The sequence below is a fragment of the Shewanella sp. VK101 genome (assembly GCF_056497865.1).
In genome coordinates, this window is sequence record NZ_CM151402.1 from 2,971,502 (window position 1) to 2,994,720 (window position 23,219).

Genomic DNA, 23,219 nt, shown 5'->3' on the forward strand with positions numbered 1-23,219 from the left:
GGCACCATCGGCACCAATCCAGAACGGGGCCTTGTCAGTGTTGCTGTTCATGCCAGCCTCCGGTCAACAGGGTATCCATATCCGCTACCTGCTCGTTGGCGCTCACGCTATTGCTCTGTTCCACTCTAGTCGCCAGCGCCTTTCCCAGCATGGCGGCGCCGCGAACACCACTGGCGGCGCCGAATTGAGCGGCGCAAAACTCGGGTAACTGCACCCCATTGAACATATGCCTGGCGGTAGCCTGCGGCAGCGCCGCCAAAATTTCCGGCACTTCGCTCAAGCCGCCACCGAAGACAAAGATATCCGGATCCAGACTGAGGATCTGCCCAGCCAACACACTGCCCAGGGCATCCAGATAAGCATCGAAACTGCGTTTGGCTATGGCATCACCGGCACGCAGCGCCGCCAGCCAAGCGTATGTATCACCCTCGCCGCCAAACGCCCGGTAGATACGACCAAGGCCTGTGCCCGAGACATAGGTTTCGGCGCAGCCTTTGAGGCCACAGCCGCAATCGTAAAGCGGCAAGCCATGGCGCAGCAGCACGCTGGCCGCCATGCCCTGATGGCCGAACTCACCGGCCAGACAGTGGGCGCCGGTGATAAGCCGCCCTTCGATACAGATCCCGCCGCCAAGCCCGGTACCGAGTATGAGCCCAAGAACTCTGGCATGATCTTTCCCGGCTCCCAGCAAGGCTTCGGACAGGGCGAAACAACGGCAATCATTGCCAAGAGCCACAGGACGCGACAACAAGGCGCCTAAATCTTCGGCCACTTTACGCTGATTGAGGCAAGGCACATTGCTGGAGACCACGGTGCCATCGGCGCGGATCACCCCGGGCAGGGCTATCCCCACAGTGCCCGGGATGCCGGACTCGGCCGGCCAACGCCTGTCGGCCTCGCTTATCTGCAAGGCGAGTGAGGCCAGAAAGCTCTGATAATCGTCACCCTGAGTCGCGATGCGCCATTTATCCAACAGACGCAATTGTGGACTGAACACCGCCAGTTCTATCTTGGTACCACCGATATCCACACCGTAGTACATGGCTCAATCCTCTGTGTTATCCAGGCTGCCGGGCCGAGTATAAACCGCAAGCGAATGTAGCTTCACCCCCTGCACCACTCTATTGACCTGGCCGCTGGGACAGGGATTATCCGGTGACACCCCAAGCTCCAACGCCTTGTAAAATGCAAGTAGTTGACAGTAAACAATAAAGGGCAGTGTCAACCAAGCCTCTTCCAGACTGGCCTGACCATCTTGGGCCAGAGCCTCTTCACTCAGATAACAGATATCCAGCGCCCGCTTATCGGCGCGCAGCTCTGCCAGAAGATCCAGATCGTAGGCTCTGGCATAGGGCTCAGAGCTGCCGAGCAGCACTATCTGGGTATCTTCATTCACCAGTGACTTGGGGCCGTGACGAAACCCCAGCGGACTCTCAAAACTGCTGATCACTATACCGGCCGTCAGTTCAAGGTACTTGAGCGCCGCCTCCTGAGCCGCCGCCTTGAGCGGCCCGGCGCCGAGAAACACTATCCGCTTGCAGCAATGGACGGCGGTTTGCTGCACCCCGTCGAGCCGGGTTTCGAGCAGTTGCTCCGTCAGTGTCAGCACCCTGGATAGCGATTTGTCTTCCTCGGCAAACAGCAGCAGGGTCGCCAGATACATACAACTGAAGCTGCTGGTCATGGCAAAGCTGCGGTCGTGGCTGTCTTGGGGCATCAACCACAAACAAGCCTTGTGACTGTGTTCGGCCGCATAGCTGGCCAAAGCTCCCTCAGGGTTACAGGTCAGCAGCAGATGACTGACATCTGTCAGCAACTCATCGGCCAACGCCAGCACAGCCAGGGATTCAGGGCTGTTTCCCGAGCGGCCATAGGAGACGATCAGAGTCGGCTGCAATGGGTTGAGATGCAGCCTGGGGTGAGAAACAATATCCGTGCTGGACAAGGCTTCCACCCTCTGGCCCGGCAATCTGAGTTGCCGCTGTAAAAAGGCTGCCAACGCCTCGCCGATATAAGCCGAAGTACCCGCGCCGGTGAGAATAATCCGCAGATTGTCCTTGGCCAGCAAGGGATTGAGAAAAGCGCTGAGCTGCGCTTCCCTGTGTTTGAAATCGGCCTGTAATTCGCGCCAAAGAGTTGGCTGCTGGGCTATCTCGGTCGCCGTCCATTTGCCGCTCTCCGGCGCTTGCCAAAGCGGGGTGGCGGCAGATTTTGGATACAAGTGGGTCTTTGATAGGTCACTGACTTGCATTGATTTATCCTTCGATGGCAGCAGGCTGACAGGCGCTGGCATAACGGTTAAGCACCAGGCTGATATGATGGAGTACCAGCTCAATCGCCGTGGCAGGCAGCTCGCCTCTGACCACGGCCGGATAGGCCAGCGGCAGATATTGGCTGATAAGGGGCTCGGGAATGGGGTTTGCCAGATTGGCCAGCAGCTTGTCTATGGTCAGTGACAATTCGGGCCAATAGTAGCGGATCCTGTCACTGTAACTGAATCCCAGTTGCCAATCCCGCAGCGCAGGATCTGTATAGAACGACTGCCAGTATTTGGGCTCAGATAGCATCTTCTGCTCACACAGTGCTCTAAGCCCCGAGCGTTTCGCCGCCGGCACCAGCAAGACCTCGATATGATCCAGGGCAAACAGCCCCTCGCGCAGGGCAAAAGTCAACTGCGGCCCCACCTTGAGAATGGCAAAATGGCCGGCCACCAACTGGGCGTAATGCTCCGGCAATTGATAATCTGTGGAGTGGGCTTCAAACACCAGGTTGGGCTGCTCACGAATAAAGCGGCTCTGCTCTTTGGTGAGCGTATCATCATACTGATGTACCCCGGCATTGCCGAACTCCACCCCCGGCTGCACCACCAGCGCAATCACCCGCTGCCAAACCTCTGCCCCAAGCCCTTCGGCGGCAAAGGCCTGTTTGTGGGCGCTAATGGTGTGTTTCATCGCCGCGACCGGGGTGACCTGCAGCCCCTCCTCCAGCGAACTGACACCACCGGGAGCGGGTACTTCAGTGCCTATCACATAACAGAGCTGTTGCCCCGGCGCCTTGGCCGCTTCTGCGGCGCGGCACAGTCTGGCGGCGCGCGCGGCAATCACCTCATCGGCAAGGGGCGTTTGTTCCTGATGACAAGCCATGCTGGCATCCAGATGAATTTTACAAAATCCCGCCTCGACATAGGCCCGCACCATGGCTTCGGCCTCAGCCATCGCCTGCTCTGCAGTCAGGTACTTCCAGGCCACCGGCCCCAAGTGATCGCCGCCGAACAGCAACTGCGCTTCGGCAACACCTTCACTTTGGGCCAGGCTCTTCACAAAGGCGATAAAATCGGCGGGGGTCATGCCTGTATAACCGCCGTGCTGATTGACCTGGTTGGCCGTAGCCTCAATCAGCAAGGGCGCCCGTTGCCGCGCCGCATGACGCAGAGCGGCGCGCAGTACCAGCGGCTGGGCCGAACAGACGGAATAAATCCCCGCCTGCTGCCCGGCCTTGTTGGCCTCAATAATGGATTTGAGTGCAGACATGCTTACCTCAACCTACAATGCCAAGCGGTTTGGCGCTCTGCCACACGCCACGGGTAAAGTCGGGGAAGTCCTTGGAGTTACCGCGATCGGCCACTGAAGCCGCCGACAGAGGCTGCACCGCCGACCAGGCCGCACCATCATACACATCCTGATCCAGCGGCTCGCCGTTACGCAGGCAGTAGATCATCCGCCAGCACATTAAAAAGTCCATGCCGCCATGACCGCCGTTCTTTTCGGCCGCCTCGCCCATCTGCAACCACAGCGGATGGTCATACTTGGCATACCACTGGGTCATATCCTGGTCCCAATGGTGGAAGCTGCCACTGCCGCCCTGCTCCAGCGCTATGCGGTTGGGGAAACCGGCAAACACCCCATTGGTGCCCTGAATCAGGTTATGGCGGCTGTAAGGACGCGGCGTTGTGGTGTCGTGTTGCACCATGATGGTTCGGCCTTTAACCGTCTTGATAAGACTGGTATTGATATCGCCGCAGATATAGTTGAGCTTGTTGCGGGCATGGTCGGCGGGGAATTCACGCTTGGCATAGGCTGCGCGCCCAAGCGACGGAGAGCTCATGGAAGTGAGATAGTCGAACCTGTCCCCGCGGTTGATATTCATGTACTGGGACACAGGCCCCAAACCATGGGTAGGATACAGATTACCGTCAATCAAGGCGTGATACTTGGTGCGCCAAGAGCCCGTCTTGCGATCTATCTCCTTCATCTGCCAGCGCAACTCGTGAATATAAGCGGCTTCACCGTGCAGCAGTTCGCCGAACAGCCCCTGGCGTACCATGTTGAGCACCATCAGCTCGTCGCGACCGTAGCAGACGTTTTCCATCATCATGCAGTTGCGCTGGGTTTGCTCGGCTGTGTCCACCAGATCCCAGAGCTGCTCCATGGTGATCCCCATAGGCACTTCAACAAAGGCGTGTTTGCCGGCCAGCATAGCCTCTTTGGCCATGGGGTGGTGCCATTCCCAAGGTGTGGCAATGACCACTATGTCCACATCCTGGCGTGCCAACAATTCACGATAGGCGTGTTTGCCCTGGGAATAATAACCGGGCTGTGCCAAGCCTGCGTCACTCATTACCTTCTTGGCACGTTCTATGACCAGGGGATCGGTATCGCAGATAGCTGTTACCCTGGCACCTTCTATGTTGTTGAAATGGTGAATAAACCCAACACCTCGCTCACCGACGCCGATTAGCCCCACCCGCACTTCGGCCATTTTCGGAACCACCAGCCCCATGACAGAGCGGCCACTGGACTTGGGTGCCAGCGCAGATGAACCGGCATTGGCGGCGCAGCCAGCCAGCGCCGAGGCAGCAGCTGTGGCCACCGAAGCTTTCAGAAAGGAACGACGATCAAAACCAGACATAACTTCTCCCCTTGTTATTTGTTTTTATCTATCAGGTGCAGCTGCACCCCTTGCTTGGTGAGTTCTTCCACATAGCGCTCGGGAATGCCGCTGTCGGTCACCAGTTGCTGGATCTGCCGACTGGTACAAATTACATGAAACGCCTGTTGGTCGAATTTGGATGAATCGGTAACCACTATGATCTCGCTGGCAATCTCACACATCATGCGGTTGAGACTGGCTTCCTTCTCAAAATGGGTGGTGAGACCTGTCTTGAGATCAAAACCATCCACCCCGAGGATCAGCTTGTTGAAGTTGTAATCCCTGAGGCTCTTCTCGGCGATGGAACCATAGAAAGACATTGACTTCTTACGCAGCAAGCCGCCGGTGAGCATCACCTCAACGTCGTAGGAGCGCGCCAGCTCAGTGGCTATGTTAAGGCCGTTGGTCATCACGATAAGATCTTGATGTTCAAGGAGGTTGGCCGCAACTTGCTGGGTAGTGGTGCCTGAGTCCAGCAACAGGCGGTCGCCATCATTAACCAAAGAGGCCGCCACCTTGCCCAGCTCCTGCTTCAGTGCCGAATAGCAGTGGCCCTTCTCTTTCAGTGACAGTTCACGAATAAGGTCGGAGTTGACCATGGCGCCACCGCGGGAGCGCACCAACAATTGCTTTTGATCCAATACCGCCAGATCCGAGCGTATGGTGACTTCCGAGACCCCGAAGCGATTTGCCAGCTCGGTGACCGACACCTTTCCCTGTTGTTGGGTCAGCCGGACTATCTCCTGCTGCCTCTCAATAGTGTTGAGATTATTCACTGCACTCTTCCTGTTTTGTTTGTTGCGCTCTGGAGCAGGTGAACCTGCACTGGCTTTCGAAAGCTTTCAATCTACTAGCAACGTCGTCAAATAATAACAACAATTCTTATTCCACAACGACTTAAGCCAAAACCAACAACAAATTTTCACTTTCAACCAGCTAAACTATGCACCAAACCGAAAACAATTAAAAGACATTTTACATTTTTTTATTGATCACCCAGAGTTTTTAACGCTATAAATAAGCAATCGAAAGTATTTCGCTGTTTCCAATGCTTTCGAAGAACAACAAAAGCGAAAGGCATTAAGCCTGATAAAAACAAACAGCGGGGAACCCATGAAGCTCTTAGCCACCCAACCTGCCCTAATTGCCCTGGCAGTTGCCAGTGCGCTGGCAACACAGCCGGTTACGGCCAATGACGAGTCCGACAAGGAAAACAAGGCTCAAACACAACAAAACTCAGCTCAACAGCAGGATGCCGAGCTGGAAAGGATCCAGGTAACGGGTATCCGCTCAGCCATTAAGGAGTCGCTGTTTCTGAAACAGAATGCCACCGCAGTGGTGGATCTTGTGGTGGCCGATGACATAGGCAAGTTTCCGGATGAAAACCTGGCCGAAGCACTGCAACGTATTCCCGGGGTAACCATTACCCGCAACGGCGGCGAGGGACAGAACATACTGATCCGCGGCCTGGGGGACGGCTACAACATCACTACCCTCAATGGCCGCAAACTGGCGTCGGACAACGCCGGGCGGGACTTCAACTTTGACACCATAGCCTCGGAGCTGGTCAATGTGCTGGCGGTTTACAAGTCTCCCGAGGCGCGGCTCACCGAGGGAGGCATAGGGGCAATTGTGGATATTCAGACCCGCAAGCCTTTGGATTTGGACGGTTTTACCCTGCAGGCCTCGGCCAAGGGTATCTATGAGTCGCGCACCGAAGACCTGCACCCGCACGCATCTCTCATCATAGGCGACAAGTCCGATGACGACAGTTTCGGCGCTCTGTTTTCCGCCGTTTACTCCAAGAAAACCCTCAGGGCCGACACCTATTCCGCCGATGGTTTTTTCGATGAAGAGGAAGGCTGGGGTGTCGACAGCGCCGGGGTGCCGGTAGACACCAACGGCAATGGTGTGATTGATGAAGGCGAAATCTACGCCTCCAAAATACCAAGCTACATGTACTATGCCAACGCCCAGGACGTACGCGAACGCATCGGTGGCACCCTGGCGCTGCAATGGCGGCCTCTGGATAATCTGGATGTCAATTTCGACGCCCTCTACTCTCGCTACAATACCGATGGACACAAATACCAGATAGGGTTTGTCAACTATGACGAGGAGTGGACACCGGGTACCCCGCTGTTCAGCGATGCGCAGTTCGATGAGCTGGGGCGAGTGGTTTCCATGCGTCAGCAGGGCGACAACACTATGGTGGAGCTGCTTAACCTGAGTACACCGCGCAAGACAGACACCTACCAACTGGCACTGAGTACGGCGCTGTTTATCACCCCCAATTGGTCGGTCACCGCCGATCTTGCCTACTCGGCCGCCAAGAACAAGAACAAGGGCGACAATCGCTTCATCGTCGCCCGCGGCTTTGTCGACAGCATAGATATCGACTACACCAATGGTCAGATGCTGCCGGATGTGGTGATAGGCCCGGGACTCACCAGCGAGCAGACCTATGGTGCCCACTACAGCCTAAACAGTGGCACAGGCGTGGATGACAAGGTAACGGATCTTAAGCTGATGACCCAGTATTTGCCGGAAAGCGGCTTTATCAGCAAGCTGGATGCCGGGATAAACTATGTCAAACAGGTCAAGAGCCAGAATGAGTTCAGATCGAAAAACCCCAGCCAATTCAGTCGCGGCGGCTACTATCTAACCCGCGACGGTTATGCTTTTGACGGCTCGGGAGTCTTCACTCAAGGCGAGTTTGAGCTGTTCCAAATTCCGGGCAATGTGTTTGTGCCCGCCAACTTCGATAACTTCCTCGACGGCGAAAACAGCATCTCACCGGATCCCTGGCCCAGCTTTGACTATGACAAGTTGCTGGAATACTACCGCTCCATCAACAGCGATGCCGCCAATGAGGCCATAGTAGCCAGTGCCAATCAGGCCGGTACTTATGAGGTAAGCGAGGCCGTGACCTCGGCCTATGTGCAGATAACGATTGAAGAGCTGCTGTTCGATCTGCCCTATATGCTCAATCTGGGGGTCAGGGCCAGTCGCACCCAAGTCGATTCCGAAGGCTTTGGCTATGACTTGAGCAAGGTAGTGCTGGATGATGCCGGTCAGCCGCTCAACGATGACTGGCGCACCGTCAGCCCGGTAAACTACAGCGACAGCTATACCAACATATTGCCAAGCCTCAACTTCAAGCTGAACCTGCAGGACGATCTGCTGCTGCGTATCTCGGCCGCCGAAGTATTGAGCCGCCCGTCACTCTACTCGCTCAGAGTCTGGGCCGCGCCCAACTTCACCAGTCAGGAGCAGGGCTTACCAACTCTGGTGCGCGGTAATCCCGGGGTTGAACCCGAGCAGGCCAAACAGGCGGATCTGGCGCTGGAGTGGTATTACGGCGACAGCAGTTCACTGAGCGGCGCCCTGTTTATCAAGGATATCGACTCCTTTATCTCTGATGAAAAGACCCCCATGGAGGTCGATGGCAACCGTTACCTGGTAAGCCAGCCGGTTTCCGGACAGTACGGTGCCAAAGTGCAGGGCTTTGAAATTGCCTGGCAACAGTCCCTCGAACAGTGGTTGCCTGAGCCATTCAACGGCTTTGGTTGGCAGCTTAACTACACCTATGTGGACAGCAGTTATGACGATCCTGAGCTGAAAGCCAAGGATCTGCCCTTCAAGGGGATGTCCGAGAACTCCTACAATGCCGTGCTCTACTATGAGCAGTATGGTTTGCAGGCGCGCCTTGCCTATAACTGGCGCAGCAAATTCCTGGTGGATCCGGATGCCTGGGGCGGCCCGGCCTGGATAGACGACTACGGCCAGTTGGATGCCAGCATCAGCTACGACATCACAGACAACTTGACCCTGTTCAGTGAAGCCTCCAACCTGACCAACAACCGCTACTCCGGTTACATCAAGCGCGAAGATCAGGTGAATTATCTGGAACGCTTCGGTACCCAGATAGCCGTGGGTATTCGCGGCAGCTTCTAAAAACAGAGTTTGGGTGAAAGGATAACGCCTTCCGCCCAAACTCCATGTCGGCCCGGGAAACCGCCATATAGCCTGGGCTGACATCTTTCAAGTTAATCCTTCAAGCCGATGATTCTTAATTAAAAGCTACTCTGTTGATCCCAAGTCACCCACTTGCTTAACAAGCAAAACCTGGGTTAGTCTCTAGCACTCCTTTTAACACCCGGCTGACAAAAGTAGACGCGATTCAGCCGACTCAGCATCCGGCATAGAAGGCCGGCTTCAAGGAATTGGCCGGGCGGTTAATCCCAAGCACTTCCCCCAAAATCAAAGGACTCGAAAACTGTGATCACCTGCTATATCAAATACGTCATCAAACCCAAGCAACTGGCCGAATTTGAACGCTATGCCAAAATGTGGATCCCCTTGGTGGAAAAGTTCGGCGGCACCCATAATGGTTATTTTCTGCCGAGCGAGGGTGCCAGTAATATCGCCCTGGCTCTGTTCACCTTCCCGAGCCTGGCAGAATACGAAAGCTATCGCAATCGAGCCAAAGACGACCCTGAGTGTCAGGCGGCGCTGGTATTTGCCGAACAAACCGACTGCATTGAAAGTTATGAGCGCAGCTTCTTTCGGCCAGTGCTCGGTTAAGGAGAACGAAGATGCCTTCAAGCTTGTTTGCCCCGACACTCGAGACTTCGAGACTCAGGCTGCGGCCGCTGCAAGTGCAGGATGCCGATGCCCTGCTGGCGATATTTTCCGATCCCGAAGTGATGAAATACTGGAATACCGCGCCCTGGACCCATAGCAGCGACGCACTGGATTTTATCTCTGCCGCCACGCAGGGCATGACCAGGCAAGAGGGCATCACCCTTGGCATATTCCAGCGGGATACCTGTGAGCTGCTGGGGAAATGCATGTTGTTCAGCTATGACAGCGGCTCCAAACGGGCTGAGATAGGTTTTGGCCTGGGCAAAGCCGCCTGGGGCAAAGGCTATATTCAAGAGGCCGGCGAAGCCCTTATCGACTATGGCTTCAACACGCTTAAACTCAGACGCATAGAGGCCGAGATAGATCCCGGCAACAATGCATCGGCCAAGGCTCTGGATAAACTCGGCTTCATCCGGGAAGGTTTGCTGCGCCAGCGCTGGCAAATCAATGGTGTTATTTCAGATTCGGCGCTCTATGGGCGACTGGTCAGCGACTGACCATGGCTCTGCATCAGGCGGCGCAGAATGGTATCGGCTGTTTGGCGCCGGTGAAGCTATGGCGCAAATGAGTGAAACAATAAAAGGACTCGATAGTTTGGATAGTTTGCTTGATACGCTGAGGATGCTGAAGAAGTTCCAAGACGATTTATACTGCAATCCACCGGCAACAGAGGCGCAAATCGATCAGTTGCTTAATGTCTGGGAGTCTATTCCACCAGATTTACTGCCCAGCGACTATCTGGATTTACTCAGGTATGCCAATGGCATCCAAATTAACAATGTCATCCTTAACTCAATCGACGAACTATTGCACTGCAGCCTGGAGCAGGATGACTTTTTACAGCTGGGCCATGAAGGCAACCTGGACAGCATAGTGTTTCACCTCCCCAGTGCCGAATACCGGGTAGTGAATTTTTTCGACTTACGGGAAACCTTTGAACGCTTTGAGTACCTGAAAGATTTGATAGCTTACCTGTTGCGGGAGCAAGGAATAATGTCTTAGGGGAACTGACATTTTGAATGTTCAAAGTTGGCTTTTCACGCCAGCGCTCTGTCGGTCAAGCGTCAGTAAGATCAGCTTTCGCCCTGGCTTTGCTCCTGTCTTTGATAGTCATCCTCCATACGGCGGACAAAGTCCTCCATCTCCTGGCCCGGGGTAATGGGGAAACGCTCCGGCAACTGTGACAGATTAACGATACGGTCGACCCGAAAGGAGCGAAAGTCGTCTCTCAGTTCACACCAGGCCAACAAGGTCCAGGTGCCGCGCCAAAAGTAGATAGCCAGCGGCCTTATTTTGCGCTGACTGGCGCTGCCTTTTACATCCTGATAGTCGAGCAACACAAAGTGGCGCAGCCTGGCGGCAATACGCAGTGGGTCAAGATAAACAAACTCTTGCTGATCCAGATAAAAGTCCGGTGAGAACATCAAACTCTGCAGCGCCCGCAAACGCTCAGGCACCACGGCTTCGACCTTGATAAGCGCCTGTTTGGCCGCCTTGCCCAGCTCATTGCCGCCCCAGGTCTGCACCATGCGGATCCCCAGTTGAATCGCTTCCAGTTCGGCCTCATTGAACATCAGCGGCGGGACACTCACCTCCTGACGCAGCAGATAGCCAAGCCCGGCCTCCCCTTCGATGGGGATACCACTGAGACAGAGATCCTGAATATCCCGGTAGATGGTTCTGACAGAGACCTCCAGGCGCTCGGCCAATACGGCCGCAGTGGTCAAACGGCGGTGGCGCAGGATCTGCACTATCTGAAACAAACGGTCGGCGCGGCGCATGACTTAATACCATTCCTTATAGCTGTTTGATTTGAATTCCAAAGTTTGGCTTGAAACGCCTGGCTTACAGCGCAGACCAATGTCGATTTATCCCTATACACCATGCATTGCCCTACTTGCCTGCCACCCTTTCATTCTTGCCGGCTGAGTAAACGCCTATGCGCTATGGTATTCATTCAAGCAAAGACCGACATTGCGTCGGTCCCGATAAAGATAACAGCGCTGAGCTTACAACTGCATGGCCCACAAGCCAAGTCGGTTGCCTTCGGAATCGACTATTTGGGCACAATAGCCACATTCACCTTCCTTGATGGGCATGGGTGGCAAGAGGATTTGCACACCCTGTGCTTCCAGCTGACCTATGGTGGTACCCAGCTTGTCACCCAGGTGGAGGTAAACCACGGATGCCGTCATTGAAGGGGCCATCTGCGGGTGTTTAATCAGCCCAAAGCAAGCGGTATCACCACTGGTGCGGCTGACGCTGACATACTCACACTCAGGCATAGGGTCTTCGCTGCAGTGCAGTCCCAGCACCTCTTGATAAAAACGCTTGGCGCGAGCCATATCGGCAACCGGGATCTCACTCCAGACCAAAGGGATTTCTGCTGACATTTTCACATCTCCATGTTGATTCAGTTGTGGCAGGAGGACCATCCTCCGCCGTCCTGACAAGCTTGGCTCTCAGGACGAAAACAAGTATGCACAGGTACTGCTGACAACCTGTTGTCAGTAGTCTGAGCGAAAACACCAATAAAATTCGCATGGGAATAAGCATGACCTAAGGAAGGTGCGAATAAGTCTTCGTGGCACTCTGGTTTGCACAGCAATTGGCGCTCAAGGCATCTGACTGAAGGCATGCCGGGGCCTGTCTAAGTCGGATAACGCAGAGAGCCGGTTGCTGTGAAAGCCCCAAAGGGCGTGGCTTACAGACCTGCCTGCTGTGTTCTGCTTCTTGCAAAGGACTAGGGCCATTTGCGGCGAACCACGCCTTTCATCCAGGTCCGTAAGCAGACGCAGAGCACACATGGGACTTGTTCGCACCTTCCCTAAAAGGCCCGCAGTGCGGGCCTTTATCTATCTTCTCAGCGGTTTTCCGGGCAGTAGGTTACTTGGGCAGTGACGCCTGATGGCCGCTGACGAAGGCATCCAGCGCGGCTCTGGCCCGGCTTTCGGCATCTGCCAGGCTGTCGCTTGCCTGCATAGGCTCAACCACCTCGTAATAACACTTGATCTTGGGCTCGGTTCCCGAAGGCCGCACTATCACCCGGGCACCGCCTTCAAGGTGGAAGGTCAGCACATCACTGGCCGGTAATTCGATGATCTCCCGCCGCCCATCGGCGTAACGCCGCTCGGCCGATTTGAGATCCTCGGTCACCAATACCGCCATGCCCGCAATGGACTCGGGAGGATTGGCCCGCAGATGGGCCCCGATATCCGGCGTCCCCGGCTTGAGCGCTATGCTCACCTGAGTATTGAGGTGTAAACCATAGTCGCGATAGAGTTCTTCCAGTCTGTCCCAGATGGTTTTGTCCTGCGCAGCCAGCTCGGCAGTCAGCTGGGCAAAAGCCACCAGCGCCGACAGGCCGTCCTTATCCCATACCATGCTGCCCACTGTATAGCCCAGCGCCTCTTCATAGGCGAACAGGAATTTATTGCTGTCGCTCTGGCGCTGCATACCAACATTGGTGAGCCACTTGAAACCCGTGAGCGTGGTATAAAACTCACCGCCCTTGGCCTTGGCGATTTTGGAGAGCAAGGTTGAAGAGACTATGGTGGTTCCCAGTAGACGCTGATTGGCCGGCGCCTTGGACAACAGATAGTGGCCCAGCAAGGCCCCCACCTGATCGCCGGTGAGCATTTGGTACTCGCCATCATCACGGCGCACTGCTACTGCCAGCCTGTCGGCATCCGGATCGTTGGCACAGGCCAGCAGCGCCTGATGCTGCTTGGCCTCGGCGATCACCAGATCCATGGCGCCCTTCTCTTCCGGGTTGGGGAACTTAACCGTTGGGAAGTCACCGTCCGGTTTTTCCTGGGCAGCGACAGAATAAACCTGAGTAAAACCGGCATCCTTGAGCACTGTCTTGGCCATTTCTGCGCCAACACCATGCATGGCGGTATAGGCCAGGCTCACCCTTTCGGGCGCCGTTTTGTGCTGCAACACATCGGCATGGAACACACCGCGGCGATAGTCCTGATAGAAATCATCCTGCAGCCAGATAAGTTTGCCCTGCTTGGTGGCTTCACTCTGCTCCAGCCAAGGCAGCTCTTCGTTGGCAGCCTTATCTATGCAGGCAGCAATACCTGAGTCGTGTGGCGGAATGATCTGCGCGCCGTTACCCCAATAGACCTTGTAGCCATTGTATTGCGGCGGGTTATGGCTGGCGGTCACTACGATGCCGGCGGCAGCTTCAAAGTGTTTCACCCCAAAGGCTACCAGCGGCGTGGCGGCCACTTTGGCGGTGAGTCGCACCTTAATCCCCATGGCGGTCAACACGCTGGCGGCATCATGGGCGAAGGTACGTGAATCATGGCGGCCATCGAAACCTATCACCACACCGCGGCTGGCGGCATCTTTAACCTGGGCGAGCAGATACTGCCCCAGGCCCGCTGTGGTTTGGCGGATAACCAAACGGTTCATCCGCATTGGACCGGCGCCGACCACGCCCCTGAGACCGGCGGTGCCGAAGGCCAAACGGCCGGCAAAGCGGGCGGCCAATTCAGTTTCATTGCCTTCGGCTTTAAGACTCAACAGCTCATCCCGGGTTTTAGGGTCGGGATCTATGTCCAGCCAATGTTTCAGTTGCAGCTCCAGATGAGTATTCATAGGTGGCCTCTTTGACAATCAGTTTCATTCCAAAGTAAGAAAAACTCAGGTCCGCGACAAGTGAATTTGCATTAATTTTATGATTTTGTTCGGACTTTAAAGCAGCCCCTCCTACTTAAGTCAGCCCTTTGCCATCAGTATGGCTAGTTTGCAGCGGCAACGAGAACTCTTGTAGAGCGGGCTCCCGGCTTTTATAACACCTGTGACTTACAAACAGATAGGTGCAACTATTTCAGCGGGACATATTGATGGAGATAACGTTATTGAAGATCTCCTTGTCAAATTGCTGCTCCAGTTGTTGCCGCCAGGGCATGGGACAGACACGCACCAGGAAGAACTGTTCCCGGGAGGTATCTGTTACAAATGCCATGCCGTGCTGCATCAATTCATAGTGGATATCATGGACAAACACCATGGAGAAATTCTGCCTGCCGGTAAGCTGGTTGATATCCTCACGGCTCATGCTGACCCCATGCTCTACCTGCTCGAAACGCTTATAAAGCCAGTCGGCAAACTCTTTGGCACTGACCATAGACATAATCCCATTCCTTATAGAAGTTTGAGTCACTCAAAGCGCTGTCAGCCGTTCGAGTACCAGCCGGATTGGCGATAGCATAGTGATTCTATGGCGAGTCAGGTTAGGCGGTCATCGACTGGCCATATCCATAAACTATAGTCGAGCCCGGAGTGCCGGGGAGATGAATGGCAACCCGCCTGAGACAGTCGCTGAGTTCATAAATGTAAAAACGCCCCACAAACCTGATTGCGGGGCGTTTTGTCAAATAGCCAAGTAGGCCGTTAAAGGATCAGAGCTTGAAAATATTGTCTTCCGAGTCCCGGTCCACCAACTTGATGAAGGGATCGACCCCGACATAGGCAGGTTTTTCGCTCAGCACCAGTTCGAGATGATTCTCTCCGCTCTTGAGCCGATATTTGTGCAGCGACAACACCTGATCATCCTGTTTGAGCTTGTCCGGGTTGACCTTGAAGGCGCCTATATCAATCCACTCGTCCAGCGGTACCTCCTGCTCAGCGCCCTTCTCTGAAGCGACCCGGCGTTGGGCATAGATATCCAGACTGACTTTAAACTGGCCTTCCGGCGTTTCGGTTACCTTGGCCTCGGTCAGACGCAGGTCATAGAGGCTGATTTCAGAAAAGGAGTCCTCAATGAAACGCGCCTCGGCGCCGTCCGTATCCCGTTTCAGATAGCTGAGCAGGTCCAGGGTGGTCGGGAAAGGATCGCCGCGGAACTTGTAGCGCTCAAGGAATGCCTTCAAATTGGCATTGAGCCGTTCTTCACCCAGGCGGTCACGGATCCCCATCATGATCACCGAGCCCTTCTGATAATGGATATAGCCCTGCCCTTCACTGCGCAGTAGCGGTTGCTCGCCCTTGCTTTCCGATGAGCGACCTCGCAGGTAGCGGTCAAGCTCATACTTGAGGAAGCGGCGCAGCATCTGCGGGCCATACTTGTGCTCCATCACCATCAGCGCCGAGTATTGCGACAGGCTCTCGGAGATAACCGCACTGCCCTGTACATCGGCAGCGCCAACCTGATGCCCCCACCACTGGTGTGCCACTTCGTGGGCCGTCACATAATAGACGGGGTCAATATTGTCCGAGTTGCGCAGGTCGGTGATAAAGCCGATACGCTCAGAGTAAGGCACAGTGTTGGCAAAACTCTGGGCAAAGGAGCGATAACCGGGAAACTCTACTATACGCAGTTGCTTGTGTTGATAGGGACCAAAAGCCTGGGTGTAATAGTCGATAGAGTCTTTCACCGACTCTATCATTCGCTCCACGTTCCAATAGTGGGCCGAATGGTAGTACACCTCGATCACTATGCCCTTGTACTGCTGCCGGTCCACTTCGAAACGTCCGGAGAGGATCGAATAGAAGTTAACCATGGGGCTATCCATCTTGTAATGGAAGAAGTTGCGACCATTTTCACGCCATTGCCGCTGCAGGTATCCGGGCACCAGTGCCATCTGCTGGCCTGAGGTGGAAACCGTGGCTTCAAAGTCGATAAAGTCGCCGTCTACGCCAAAGAAGTTCTGCCGATAAAAGCGCGTGTCTTCCAGCTTATTGGCTCTTGGTTTGTCTTCAAGACCACGTTTCTCACGCTCGTGGCGATCGCTGAGTTCATAGCCTTCCTGATACCCAAACTGAGGCAGCAGCTCGATATTATTGATAAAGGTGCCGTTTTCGACCACAGACAGATCGAAGTTGGACTCTTCAACCCCTTGGGTTTCCCGAATCAAATGAATGCGGCCACTGATTTTCTCCCCCGGCGGCAACGGCTTGTCAAACACCAGCCAACTGACATTGAATTTATCGTCAAACTCGCCCAGAGTCGCCCCCGGCAAGGTGATGCTGAGATCTTCCGCGCGGGTGTGGGACGGTAGACTGACCAGCAATTTGCTTATCGGCTTGTCCTGTTTGTTGACCCAATCAAGCTTGATATCTGCCTCGATTCGCCGTGACTCGGGATAGATATCAATGTCGGCCTTGACCGCAGTGGTGGTCAGCACGGGCAAAGACGCGTACTGCTTGAATTTCTTCTCATAGTCGGCGCGCAGGTCGGTTTCCTCATCATTGGTATAGTAATGATTGACCACCTTGGTCTGGTAGAAGAGATAGCTGCCGCTGGCAACAAACAGCAGTACCCCAAAGGCCGCCAGCAAGCGTCCCTTGGCCCCCAGCTGACCGCCAAGCAGGGCAAACCTGTGTTTCAGAGACTGTTTCGGCCCCCTGTGATAGAGGCCATAACCCAGCACAAACAGCAGCAGTGAGAAACCGCCCCAATAGAGCATATACAGGCTGTGGCTCAAGAGTCCCCAGCCGTAACCGTTCATATCCGAATAGGCCAGATAAGGAGAAGCGCCGAAGTTGTACAGCGAATGGCCGAATCCCCAACTGGCCATCACAAAGGTTGTCAGGTAGTAGGCAACAAACAGCCCCATACCGGCATACTTGTTCGGGCTGAGCACCTGAAAGAAGAACGCCAGAACCGCCGACATCAGCAGTGGCAACAGATAGTAGAAGCCCAACCTGATGGCGTATTGAGCCAGTTCGAGATTGTACTGCCCCTTGATCAGTTGGAAAGTAATTGTGGTCAGGGGCGCCAACAGGTACAGCAGCGCCATCACCAACACCACAGCCACCAGTTTGGAGGTCCAGAACACCAGATTCGGCACCGGCAGACTGTCGACTATGTCCCCCATTCCGGAGTTGCGCTCACGCCAGACAATCTCGGCGCTGTAGTAGATGAGTACTATCACCATCAGCAAGCCGGTGGCCCCGGCAATATTATCGACCATGTCCTGGGTCAGCGGCCAGTTGGAGGTACCATACCAACCAAAATCACCGAACATGGGCCCGACCAGGTTAAAGACGGTGAGCAGTCCCAAAATCACAAACGGTGCTGTGTAGAGCACCTGGCGGATTTCAAAGCCGACTCGGGCCTTGAACTGTGCCGAAGTCGATGGCGAGCTTGCGCGGCTCAGTTGCTGCAAGGGCTGCAATGCCGGGGTTGCAGACTGCTTGCCGGCGCGTTTGTCCTTCTTGCGAGTAAGTGTTGGTTGGCGCCAGACCTTGGCTACAAGCAGCAAGATGACCGCCAGAGAAAGCCACATGGCGCGGTTGCTGAGCATAACACCGGTCAGCTCCACCAACTGGGTGTTTTTCTCGGCTATGGTCCAGTAACGGGTAACGTCGGCAAAGGTGCGCAGTGCAAAGGGATCCAACATGGCCGCCAGCGTGCGAAACTGCGGCTGACTGGCCAGTTCGCCGGTGAGGTTGTAGATGATAAGCAGTGCTACGGCTGTCAGATACAAACCCATCATGGAGCGAAAACGGCTGGCCATGGCATAAAACAGCGCCGATATCAGCAGCAGGCTCGGCGCGGCCAACAGCAGCAAGGGCAGCAGATAATAGCTGAGCCGATTTTCACCGAAACGGCTGGCATCGACCCAAGGCATAAATGAGCCGAGCCACATCGCCAGCGGCACCATGGAAAACACCGCCATGACCACCAGATAACTGCCGAAAAAACGCCCCAACTGATAGGCCAGCGGTGTCAGCGGTTTGGAATAGATCAGTTCCTCCATCCCGTGCTGCTGGTTGCGCACCGCTGTACTACCGACAAAGTTGACCACGGCAAACATGGAGATAAAGCTCATGATCAGCAGGGTCTGGGCAATGCTGAAGGGGCTGTTCTTCAGCACCTCACCGCCACCACCTATCTGCACATTGTTGGATACAACGGATAGAAAGCTGATTAAAAACAACAGCAAAGAAACAACATAAAAAGATGGCTGCCGCAGATAGTAGCGCCATTCAAAGCGTAACATGGAAACAAACATGGGCAGTTCCTCAGGCAGCCTGAACCGGCTTGCTGTTGCGGTGGCGATACAGGGTGCTGAAATAAAGATCTTCCAACCCCGGCGTTGCCTGAGTAAAACCTTCCGGCGCCGAATCGGCCCAGACATGCAGCACAGTGCGGCCGGCAAACAGGCGTTTGGCAATCACATTGAACTGTTGTTCAAGCTCGCTGGCCTCGGCCTGGCTGACGGTGCGAGTCCAAATTTTTTGCTCCAAAGAGGCCACCAACTCCATGGGATTGCCCTGCAGCAGGATCTGACCACCGGCGAGCACCGCCATATTGGCGCAAAGCTCCGAGACATCTTCCACTATATGGGTCGAGAGGATAATCACCTTCTCTTCCCCCAGGCTCACCAACAAGTTGTGGAAACGGTTGCGCTCCTCAGGATCCAGGCCGGCGGTGGGTTCGTCGACAATCAACAGCTTGGGGTCGCCAAGCAGCGCCTGCGCAATCCCGAAACGTTGACGCATACCGCCGGAAAAACCGCTGACCGCCTTGTTCTTATGTTGATAAAGGTTGGTGTGTGCCAGTAAGCCATCCACCATCTCACGCCGCTCACCCTTGTTGTTGATCCCTTTGAGAATAGCCAGGTGATCGAGCAAGTCCCAGGCGCTAATCCTGGGGTAAACATTAAAATCCTGCGGCAGATACCCCAAGGTCTGACGCAATTTTTGCGGCTGTTTGAGAATGTCTATGCCGTCGAAACTAATGCTGCCGCTATCGGCACTTTGCAATGCGGCTATGGTGCGCATCAAAGAGGATTTGCCTGCACCGTTGGGGCCGAGCAGACCAAACATCCCTTTGTCTACCTGTAGATTTACATTATCCAGTGCCTTAACACCGTTGTCATAGGTCTTGCTTAGGGCTTCGATACTGAGCATAGTTTCCTCATGCCGGAGAGATAAATGAATACCAAGCTAGCATGATTTAAACATTACAACTTGCAAAATTTGCAACAAAGATTCAAACATTTAACATACTTTGTTCGCTAACGCCGATAACCTTTTGCTGAACAGTTTCTTGGCGGCGCAGAGATGCCACCAGTGATGGATTGCAATATGTGCGGTACTTTGGCTCGCCTAAAAAGCCTTCACTTGCTGCAGTTTCAACCCATTGAAATCCTGCAGCCCTGTGAGTCTCGGCCCCTGGTAAACCAGGCTGTCTTTTGCGCCGGCAGCAAAGGCGAGTTCCTGCAAGGCGCGCTCTTCTATCATGGTCAGGCCGCCGGCATATTCGTCGCTTGGCTGGATGATAAGCAAAGGCGCCTTGGCAAAAAGTTTTCGCGGTAGTACCCGCTTAACCAGCTGTTTGAGCAGAATTTCGGCCAGGTAAAAGTCCGCCAACGGGGTACGGACATGGTCGAAGGGATTGAGGCATTTCACTCCCTTGGTCGCGGCCAGTCGCCGCGCTTCATCGCCCACTGCCAACAGCTTGAAACTGCCCTTGTTATCCTGCTGCACTGCCACCTCAGGAATGGTCTCAAGGCTGACTTGCCCCAGACTATGGCGACTGTCGGCAAGGGTGAGCCTGATACGTTTGGCGTTGAACTCGATATAAATAAGCGCCGGCTTTGTGCCGGGCAACAGCGACAACATGTTATTTCCTTATGATTTTCCTGAGCTAGTGGCCAAGAGAGCGCCTTAGCTTATTCATCCCCTGCTCCATACTGACGATGACCCTGTAATCCAAGTCGCGCTTGGCGGCTGAGATGTCGTAGTAATGGCTGCAGGAAAGCTGTTTGGCGACAAAGCGGGTCATCAGCGGCTCCTGCTTGATAGCCAGCAGTCGGTATATTCCTTCGAGCATGGCGCCAATGACGTAGGCCAGAGTGGCCGGTACCCGCTTTTCCACCGCGGGTAAGTTGTCACAGGCAAGAATGCTGTCGAGCATGGCCGCCATAGTAAGGGGCTGATCGTTACTGACAAAATAGGCCTTGCCATTGCAGCGACAAGGTTCAGCCAGCAGGCTCCTGGCCGCGCTCAGGTGGGCAAAGGCGGCATTGTCGATATAAATGGTGTCCACCAACTTATCGTCATGACCCACCAACTTGAGCCGGCCCTTGCGGCCTCGCTCCAGCACGCGGGGCACCAGATGAGGATCGCCAGGCCCCCAAATCAGGTGCGGCCGAATGGCCACTGTCTTCAAGCCCTCTTTGGCACTGGCCAGCACCAACTCTTCCGCTTCCGACTTGGAGGCGCCGTAATGGTTGAGATAACGCCTGGCGTAGGGAACGGATTCATCGATACCGGCCTCATCCTTGCCATCGAAAGTGACACTCGGCGTGCTGGTATAGACCAGATAACCAATCCCCAATTCACGGGCGCAGGCGATGATGTTTTCGGTCCCCAACACATTGGGGCGAAAATAGCTTGCTCTGCTGCCCCAGACTCCGGCCTTGGAGGCAACGTGAAAGATAAGCTCACAGCCATCGAGGGCTTGTTTCAGTGCCTGCTTGTCGCAAATATCGGCGCGCACCATGGTAGCGCCCATGGCCTCGAGCGCCGGATAATGGCCCCTGGCCACCCCCACGACCTGAATACCGGCAGCCAGCAGCGGCCGACATATGGCTTCTCCCAAAAAGCCTCCGGCGCCTGTCACCAATACCCGCTTGACTCGGGTCGCGAGTTCCCGGGCCAGCGCCAACAGCTCGGGATGAAGTTCATCATGCCCGGTTTCTTGTGACAGAGCCGTAGTCTCTTGTGACAAAGCCGCGGGCAAATCCTGCGACGAGGCCGGTGAACAGTCCTGTGATGACGAGGCTATTGACTCAGGTGATTGAGATTGTGGTGCAGATGTGGCCATAGTGGGTTTCTGTCTCTGTTATCTATTTTGGCTTCCAGCCGTTTCCATCCAACTGTTTTTGCGCCCAAACGGCAAGTTGCTCGCGAAATATTTTGGCATTGTGGCGCACATCCATGGGAAACCCCGGATGCAACATAAAATGCCTGATGCCCCGGGTCAGTGGCTGCTTGTCGGCAAGCACCTGCAACTCGGTAAACAGCTGTTGCTGCTCGGCTGGCGACAGGGATTGCTCAAGCTCAATGCAGATAAGCGGTACTTTTTCGGGCACAGTGCTATCAGGGGAAGTGCTATCAAGGAAAGCGCTCTCTTGGACTGTCCCCCCGCCGCCACGCTTATTCTGCATCAGTTCAACGCCAACCAGGGCCGAACGTTTAACCTGAGGATGGGTATTGAAAATCCGCTCACAGGGAATGGACAGATAGCGCTTTTGCAGCTCACCGTCCTTAATGACATCCACTCTGTGGGCCTTGCGGCCACACATCCATAAACGGCCCTCTGCATCAAGATAACCGAGATCGCCCATCCGGTGCAGTTGCCTGCCTTGATAGGCAATCTTGGCCTGTTTGTTGGCGCCTTCACGGCGATAGTAGCTCTGGTTGACCACAGCGCCGTCAACGACGATTTCGCCTATCTCCCCCGTCGCCAACTCGAGAGTCGGCGACCAGCTGTCGATGGCCTCTTCACTGATCCCTATGATACTGACCCTTATTCCGGATACCGGCTTACCGACACAGATGCCGCCGCCCTTGTCGGTCATGGCGGCGGTAGCACCAAGCGCCTTGCTGCCAATCATGGAGACTGGCAGGGATTCGGTGGCGCCATAGGAGTTGAGCACTTCGACATCCTCGGCCAACATGGCGGAGAAACGCGCTATCGCCTTGGGGTCGGCAGGTGCGCCGGCGGATATCACCCGCTTCAAGCTGTGCAGCCGGCGCCCGTTTCCGCCGCGTCCCAAACGGTCGAGCAAGGCGGGATTCACGAACATATTGCTGCAGGCATAGTGCTCTATGGCGGCAAACAGGTTTTCCGGTCTGGCAGTTATCGGTTTGCTGGCATCCATTTCAGGCACTATTGATGCCATCCCCAGCGCCGGTCCAAAGAGAGCAAATAGCGGGAAGGTAGACAGATCCCGCTCGCCGGGACGAATGCCATAGTCATTTCGCAGCGCGGTTATCTGCGCCTCAAACATGCCGTGGCTGTAGACCACGCCTTTTGGGGTGCCGGTGCTGCCACTGGTAAACAAGATGGCCGCCATCTGCTGCGCGCCGAGCTGCGCCATGGGAAATGTGACTGACTCTGGTGCCCTGGCCAACAAACGGCTGACACTGCTGCCTCCCCAAGGAGGGTTACGGCCAAGAAAGCCTTCACCTGCCGTCAGCAACAAGCGGATACTGGGTTTGCCCCAACCGAACAGCAATCTGGCCACATGGGCCTTGGGGATCCCGATAAAGGCGTCGGGCTCGGCTTCCGCCAGACATTGCTTGAGCTTGGCGATCCCCATACCTGGGTCCACCATCACAGGGATAATACCCGCCTTGAACAGGGCAAAGGTAAGCACAAAAAACTCTATCCCCGGAGTCACCATAAGCACGGCTTTCATCCCGGGCTTGAAGCCATAGTCGAGCAAGACCCCGGCAAGCCGATCGCTGTCGCTGTCCAGGGTCTTGAAATCAAGCTCCTGGTAACTGAACTTGCCAGCGCGGCGGCGCTGCACGGCAACCGCCAGGTCCTCGCTCTGGTTAATGGCCGCCTGCTTCAGGTGGCGACACAAGTTGTGCCCCTTGGCGGAGTTTGCCTCTGGGGCCGGTTCATTTGCGGCCACTTGCGAGTCTTCGGCGGGTGGGAACAT

18 protein-coding genes are annotated in these 23,219 nt (G+C 55.2%); 4 read left to right on the forward strand and 14 right to left on the reverse strand.

What is annotated here, in order from left to right; all coding sequences use genetic code 11:
• Nucleotides 1-34 precede the first annotated feature (34 nt).
• The 5 genes from ACSHSR_RS13350 to agaR are packed head-to-tail and all read right to left on the reverse strand — an operon-like array spanning nucleotide 35 to nucleotide 5,705.
• Nucleotides 35-1,042, reverse strand: a complete 1,008-nt coding sequence (locus ACSHSR_RS13350) for an ROK family protein (RefSeq protein ID WP_025886687.1) — start codon at nucleotides 1,040-1,042, stop codon at nucleotides 35-37.
• Between the two features lie 3 nt (nucleotides 1,043-1,045).
• Nucleotides 1,046-2,251: an SIS domain-containing protein gene (locus ACSHSR_RS13355; protein WP_107111030.1), complete on the reverse strand. Its 1,206-nt coding sequence runs from the start codon at nucleotides 2,249-2,251 to the stop codon at nucleotides 1,046-1,048.
• Between the two features lie 4 nt (nucleotides 2,252-2,255).
• Entirely contained in the window at nucleotides 2,256-3,530 is a 1,275-nt protein-coding gene (locus tag ACSHSR_RS13360) for a class II D-tagatose-bisphosphate aldolase non-catalytic subunit (RefSeq protein ID WP_479630827.1), read from the reverse strand.
• A gap of 7 nt (nucleotides 3,531-3,537) precedes the next feature.
• Complete coding sequence (locus ACSHSR_RS13365; RefSeq protein WP_208155972.1) at nucleotides 3,538-4,908, reverse strand: Gfo/Idh/MocA family protein; 1,371 nt, start codon at nucleotides 4,906-4,908, stop codon at nucleotides 3,538-3,540.
• 14 nt (nucleotides 4,909-4,922) lie between these two features.
• Nucleotides 4,923-5,705 (reverse strand): transcriptional repressor AgaR, encoded by a 783-nt coding sequence (agaR, locus tag ACSHSR_RS13370; RefSeq protein WP_342206123.1) that lies wholly within the window; start codon nucleotides 5,703-5,705, stop codon nucleotides 4,923-4,925.
• A gap of 337 nt (nucleotides 5,706-6,042) precedes the next feature.
• Between agaR and ACSHSR_RS13375 the strand changes: the two genes are divergently transcribed.
• The 4 genes from ACSHSR_RS13375 (at nucleotide 6,043) to ACSHSR_RS13390 (ending at nucleotide 10,578) form a co-directional block, all read left to right on the forward strand.
• Nucleotides 6,043-8,886, forward strand: a complete 2,844-nt coding sequence (locus ACSHSR_RS13375) for a TonB-dependent receptor (protein WP_479630828.1) — start codon at nucleotides 6,043-6,045, stop codon at nucleotides 8,884-8,886.
• A gap of 324 nt (nucleotides 8,887-9,210) precedes the next feature.
• Nucleotides 9,211-9,516: an NIPSNAP family protein gene (locus ACSHSR_RS13380; RefSeq protein WP_025009831.1), complete on the forward strand. Its 306-nt coding sequence runs from the start codon at nucleotides 9,211-9,213 to the stop codon at nucleotides 9,514-9,516.
• 11 nt (nucleotides 9,517-9,527) lie between these two features.
• Complete coding sequence (locus ACSHSR_RS13385) at nucleotides 9,528-10,073, forward strand: GNAT family N-acetyltransferase (RefSeq protein ID WP_044734205.1); 546 nt, start codon at nucleotides 9,528-9,530, stop codon at nucleotides 10,071-10,073.
• A complete protein-coding gene (locus ACSHSR_RS13390; protein ID WP_479630829.1) occupies nucleotides 10,024-10,578 on the forward strand; it encodes a hypothetical protein in 555 nt (184 codons plus the stop codon). The genes ACSHSR_RS13385 and ACSHSR_RS13390 overlap by 50 nt, the downstream gene beginning before the upstream one ends.
• 71 nt (nucleotides 10,579-10,649) lie before the next feature.
• On the opposite strand, the gene ACSHSR_RS13395 is transcribed toward ACSHSR_RS13390, so the two are convergent.
• The 9 genes from ACSHSR_RS13395 to oleC form a co-directional block, all read right to left on the reverse strand.
• Nucleotides 10,650-11,357, reverse strand: coding sequence for a helix-turn-helix transcriptional regulator (locus tag ACSHSR_RS13395; RefSeq protein WP_028780314.1), 708 nt, complete (start codon nucleotides 11,355-11,357; stop codon nucleotides 10,650-10,652).
• 228 nt (nucleotides 11,358-11,585) lie between these two features.
• Entirely contained in the window at nucleotides 11,586-11,969 is a 384-nt protein-coding gene (locus ACSHSR_RS13400; RefSeq protein WP_345857860.1) for a VOC family protein, read from the reverse strand.
• Nucleotides 11,970-12,462: 493 nt separating this feature from the next.
• Entirely contained in the window at nucleotides 12,463-14,184 is a 1,722-nt protein-coding gene (locus tag ACSHSR_RS13405; RefSeq protein ID WP_062793644.1) for a phospho-sugar mutase, read from the reverse strand.
• A gap of 232 nt (nucleotides 14,185-14,416) precedes the next feature.
• Nucleotides 14,417-14,722, reverse strand: coding sequence for a hypothetical protein (locus ACSHSR_RS13410; protein ID WP_025009827.1), 306 nt, complete (start codon nucleotides 14,720-14,722; stop codon nucleotides 14,417-14,419).
• Between the two features lie 268 nt (nucleotides 14,723-14,990).
• Entirely contained in the window at nucleotides 14,991-18,548 is a 3,558-nt protein-coding gene (locus ACSHSR_RS13415) for an ABC transporter permease/M1 family aminopeptidase (RefSeq protein WP_479630830.1), read from the reverse strand.
• A 10-nt stretch (nucleotides 18,549-18,558) separates the two neighbouring features.
• The gene (locus ACSHSR_RS13420; RefSeq protein WP_123116090.1) at nucleotides 18,559-19,449 is read right to left on the reverse strand and encodes an ABC transporter ATP-binding protein; all 891 of its coding nucleotides are present in this window, start codon (nucleotides 19,447-19,449) and stop codon (nucleotides 18,559-18,561) included.
• 198 nt (nucleotides 19,450-19,647) lie between these two features.
• Nucleotides 19,648-20,163, reverse strand: a complete 516-nt coding sequence (locus ACSHSR_RS13425; protein WP_071238855.1) for a rod shape-determining protein — start codon at nucleotides 20,161-20,163, stop codon at nucleotides 19,648-19,650.
• Nucleotides 20,164-20,188: 25 nt separating this feature from the next.
• Nucleotides 20,189-21,370, reverse strand: coding sequence for a 2-alkyl-3-oxoalkanoate reductase (gene oleD / locus ACSHSR_RS13430; protein WP_479630831.1), 1,182 nt, complete (start codon nucleotides 21,368-21,370; stop codon nucleotides 20,189-20,191).
• A gap of 22 nt (nucleotides 21,371-21,392) precedes the next feature.
• Nucleotides 21,393-23,219: an olefin beta-lactone synthetase gene (gene oleC, locus ACSHSR_RS13435; RefSeq protein WP_479630832.1), complete on the reverse strand. Its 1,827-nt coding sequence runs from the start codon at nucleotides 23,217-23,219 to the stop codon at nucleotides 21,393-21,395.

What these genes read in the sequence shown, in the direction of transcription:
- ACSHSR_RS13350 (WP_025886687.1), bottom strand. Translation starts at nt 1,042, where the DNA reads ATGTACTACGGTGTGGATATCGGTGGTACCAAGATAGAACTGGCGGTG.
- ACSHSR_RS13355 (WP_107111030.1), bottom strand. Translation starts at nt 2,251, where the DNA reads ATGCAAGTCAGTGACCTATCAAAGACCCACTTGTATCCAAAATCTGCC.
- ACSHSR_RS13360 (WP_479630827.1), bottom strand. Translation starts at nt 3,530, where the DNA reads ATGTCTGCACTCAAATCCATTATTGAGGCCAACAAGGCCGGGCAGCAG.
- ACSHSR_RS13365 (WP_208155972.1), bottom strand. Translation starts at nt 4,908, where the DNA reads ATGTCTGGTTTTGATCGTCGTTCCTTTCTGAAAGCTTCGGTGGCCACA.
- ACSHSR_RS13375 (WP_479630828.1), top strand. Translation starts at nt 6,043, where the DNA reads ATGAAGCTCTTAGCCACCCAACCTGCCCTAATTGCCCTGGCAGTTGCC.
- ACSHSR_RS13385 (WP_044734205.1), top strand. Translation starts at nt 9,528, where the DNA reads ATGCCTTCAAGCTTGTTTGCCCCGACACTCGAGACTTCGAGACTCAGG.
- ACSHSR_RS13390 (WP_479630829.1), top strand. Translation starts at nt 10,024, where the DNA reads ATGGTGTTATTTCAGATTCGGCGCTCTATGGGCGACTGGTCAGCGACT.
- ACSHSR_RS13395 (WP_028780314.1), bottom strand. Translation starts at nt 11,357, where the DNA reads ATGCGCCGCGCCGACCGTTTGTTTCAGATAGTGCAGATCCTGCGCCAC.
- ACSHSR_RS13400 (WP_345857860.1), bottom strand. Translation starts at nt 11,969, where the DNA reads ATGTCAGCAGAAATCCCTTTGGTCTGGAGTGAGATCCCGGTTGCCGAT.
- ACSHSR_RS13405 (WP_062793644.1), bottom strand. Translation starts at nt 14,184, where the DNA reads ATGAATACTCATCTGGAGCTGCAACTGAAACATTGGCTGGACATAGAT.
- ACSHSR_RS13410 (WP_025009827.1), bottom strand. Translation starts at nt 14,722, where the DNA reads ATGTCTATGGTCAGTGCCAAAGAGTTTGCCGACTGGCTTTATAAGCGT.
- ACSHSR_RS13415 (WP_479630830.1), bottom strand. Translation starts at nt 18,548, where the DNA reads ATGTTTGTTTCCATGTTACGCTTTGAATGGCGCTACTATCTGCGGCAG.
- ACSHSR_RS13420 (WP_123116090.1), bottom strand. Translation starts at nt 19,449, where the DNA reads ATGCTCAGTATCGAAGCCCTAAGCAAGACCTATGACAACGGTGTTAAG.
- ACSHSR_RS13425 (WP_071238855.1), bottom strand. Translation starts at nt 20,163, where the DNA reads ATGTTGTCGCTGTTGCCCGGCACAAAGCCGGCGCTTATTTATATCGAG.
- oleD (WP_479630831.1), bottom strand. Translation starts at nt 21,370, where the DNA reads ATGGCCACATCTGCACCACAATCTCAATCACCTGAGTCAATAGCCTCG.
- oleC (WP_479630832.1), bottom strand. Translation starts at nt 23,219, where the DNA reads ATGTTCCCACCCGCCGAAGACTCGCAAGTGGCCGCAAATGAACCGGCC.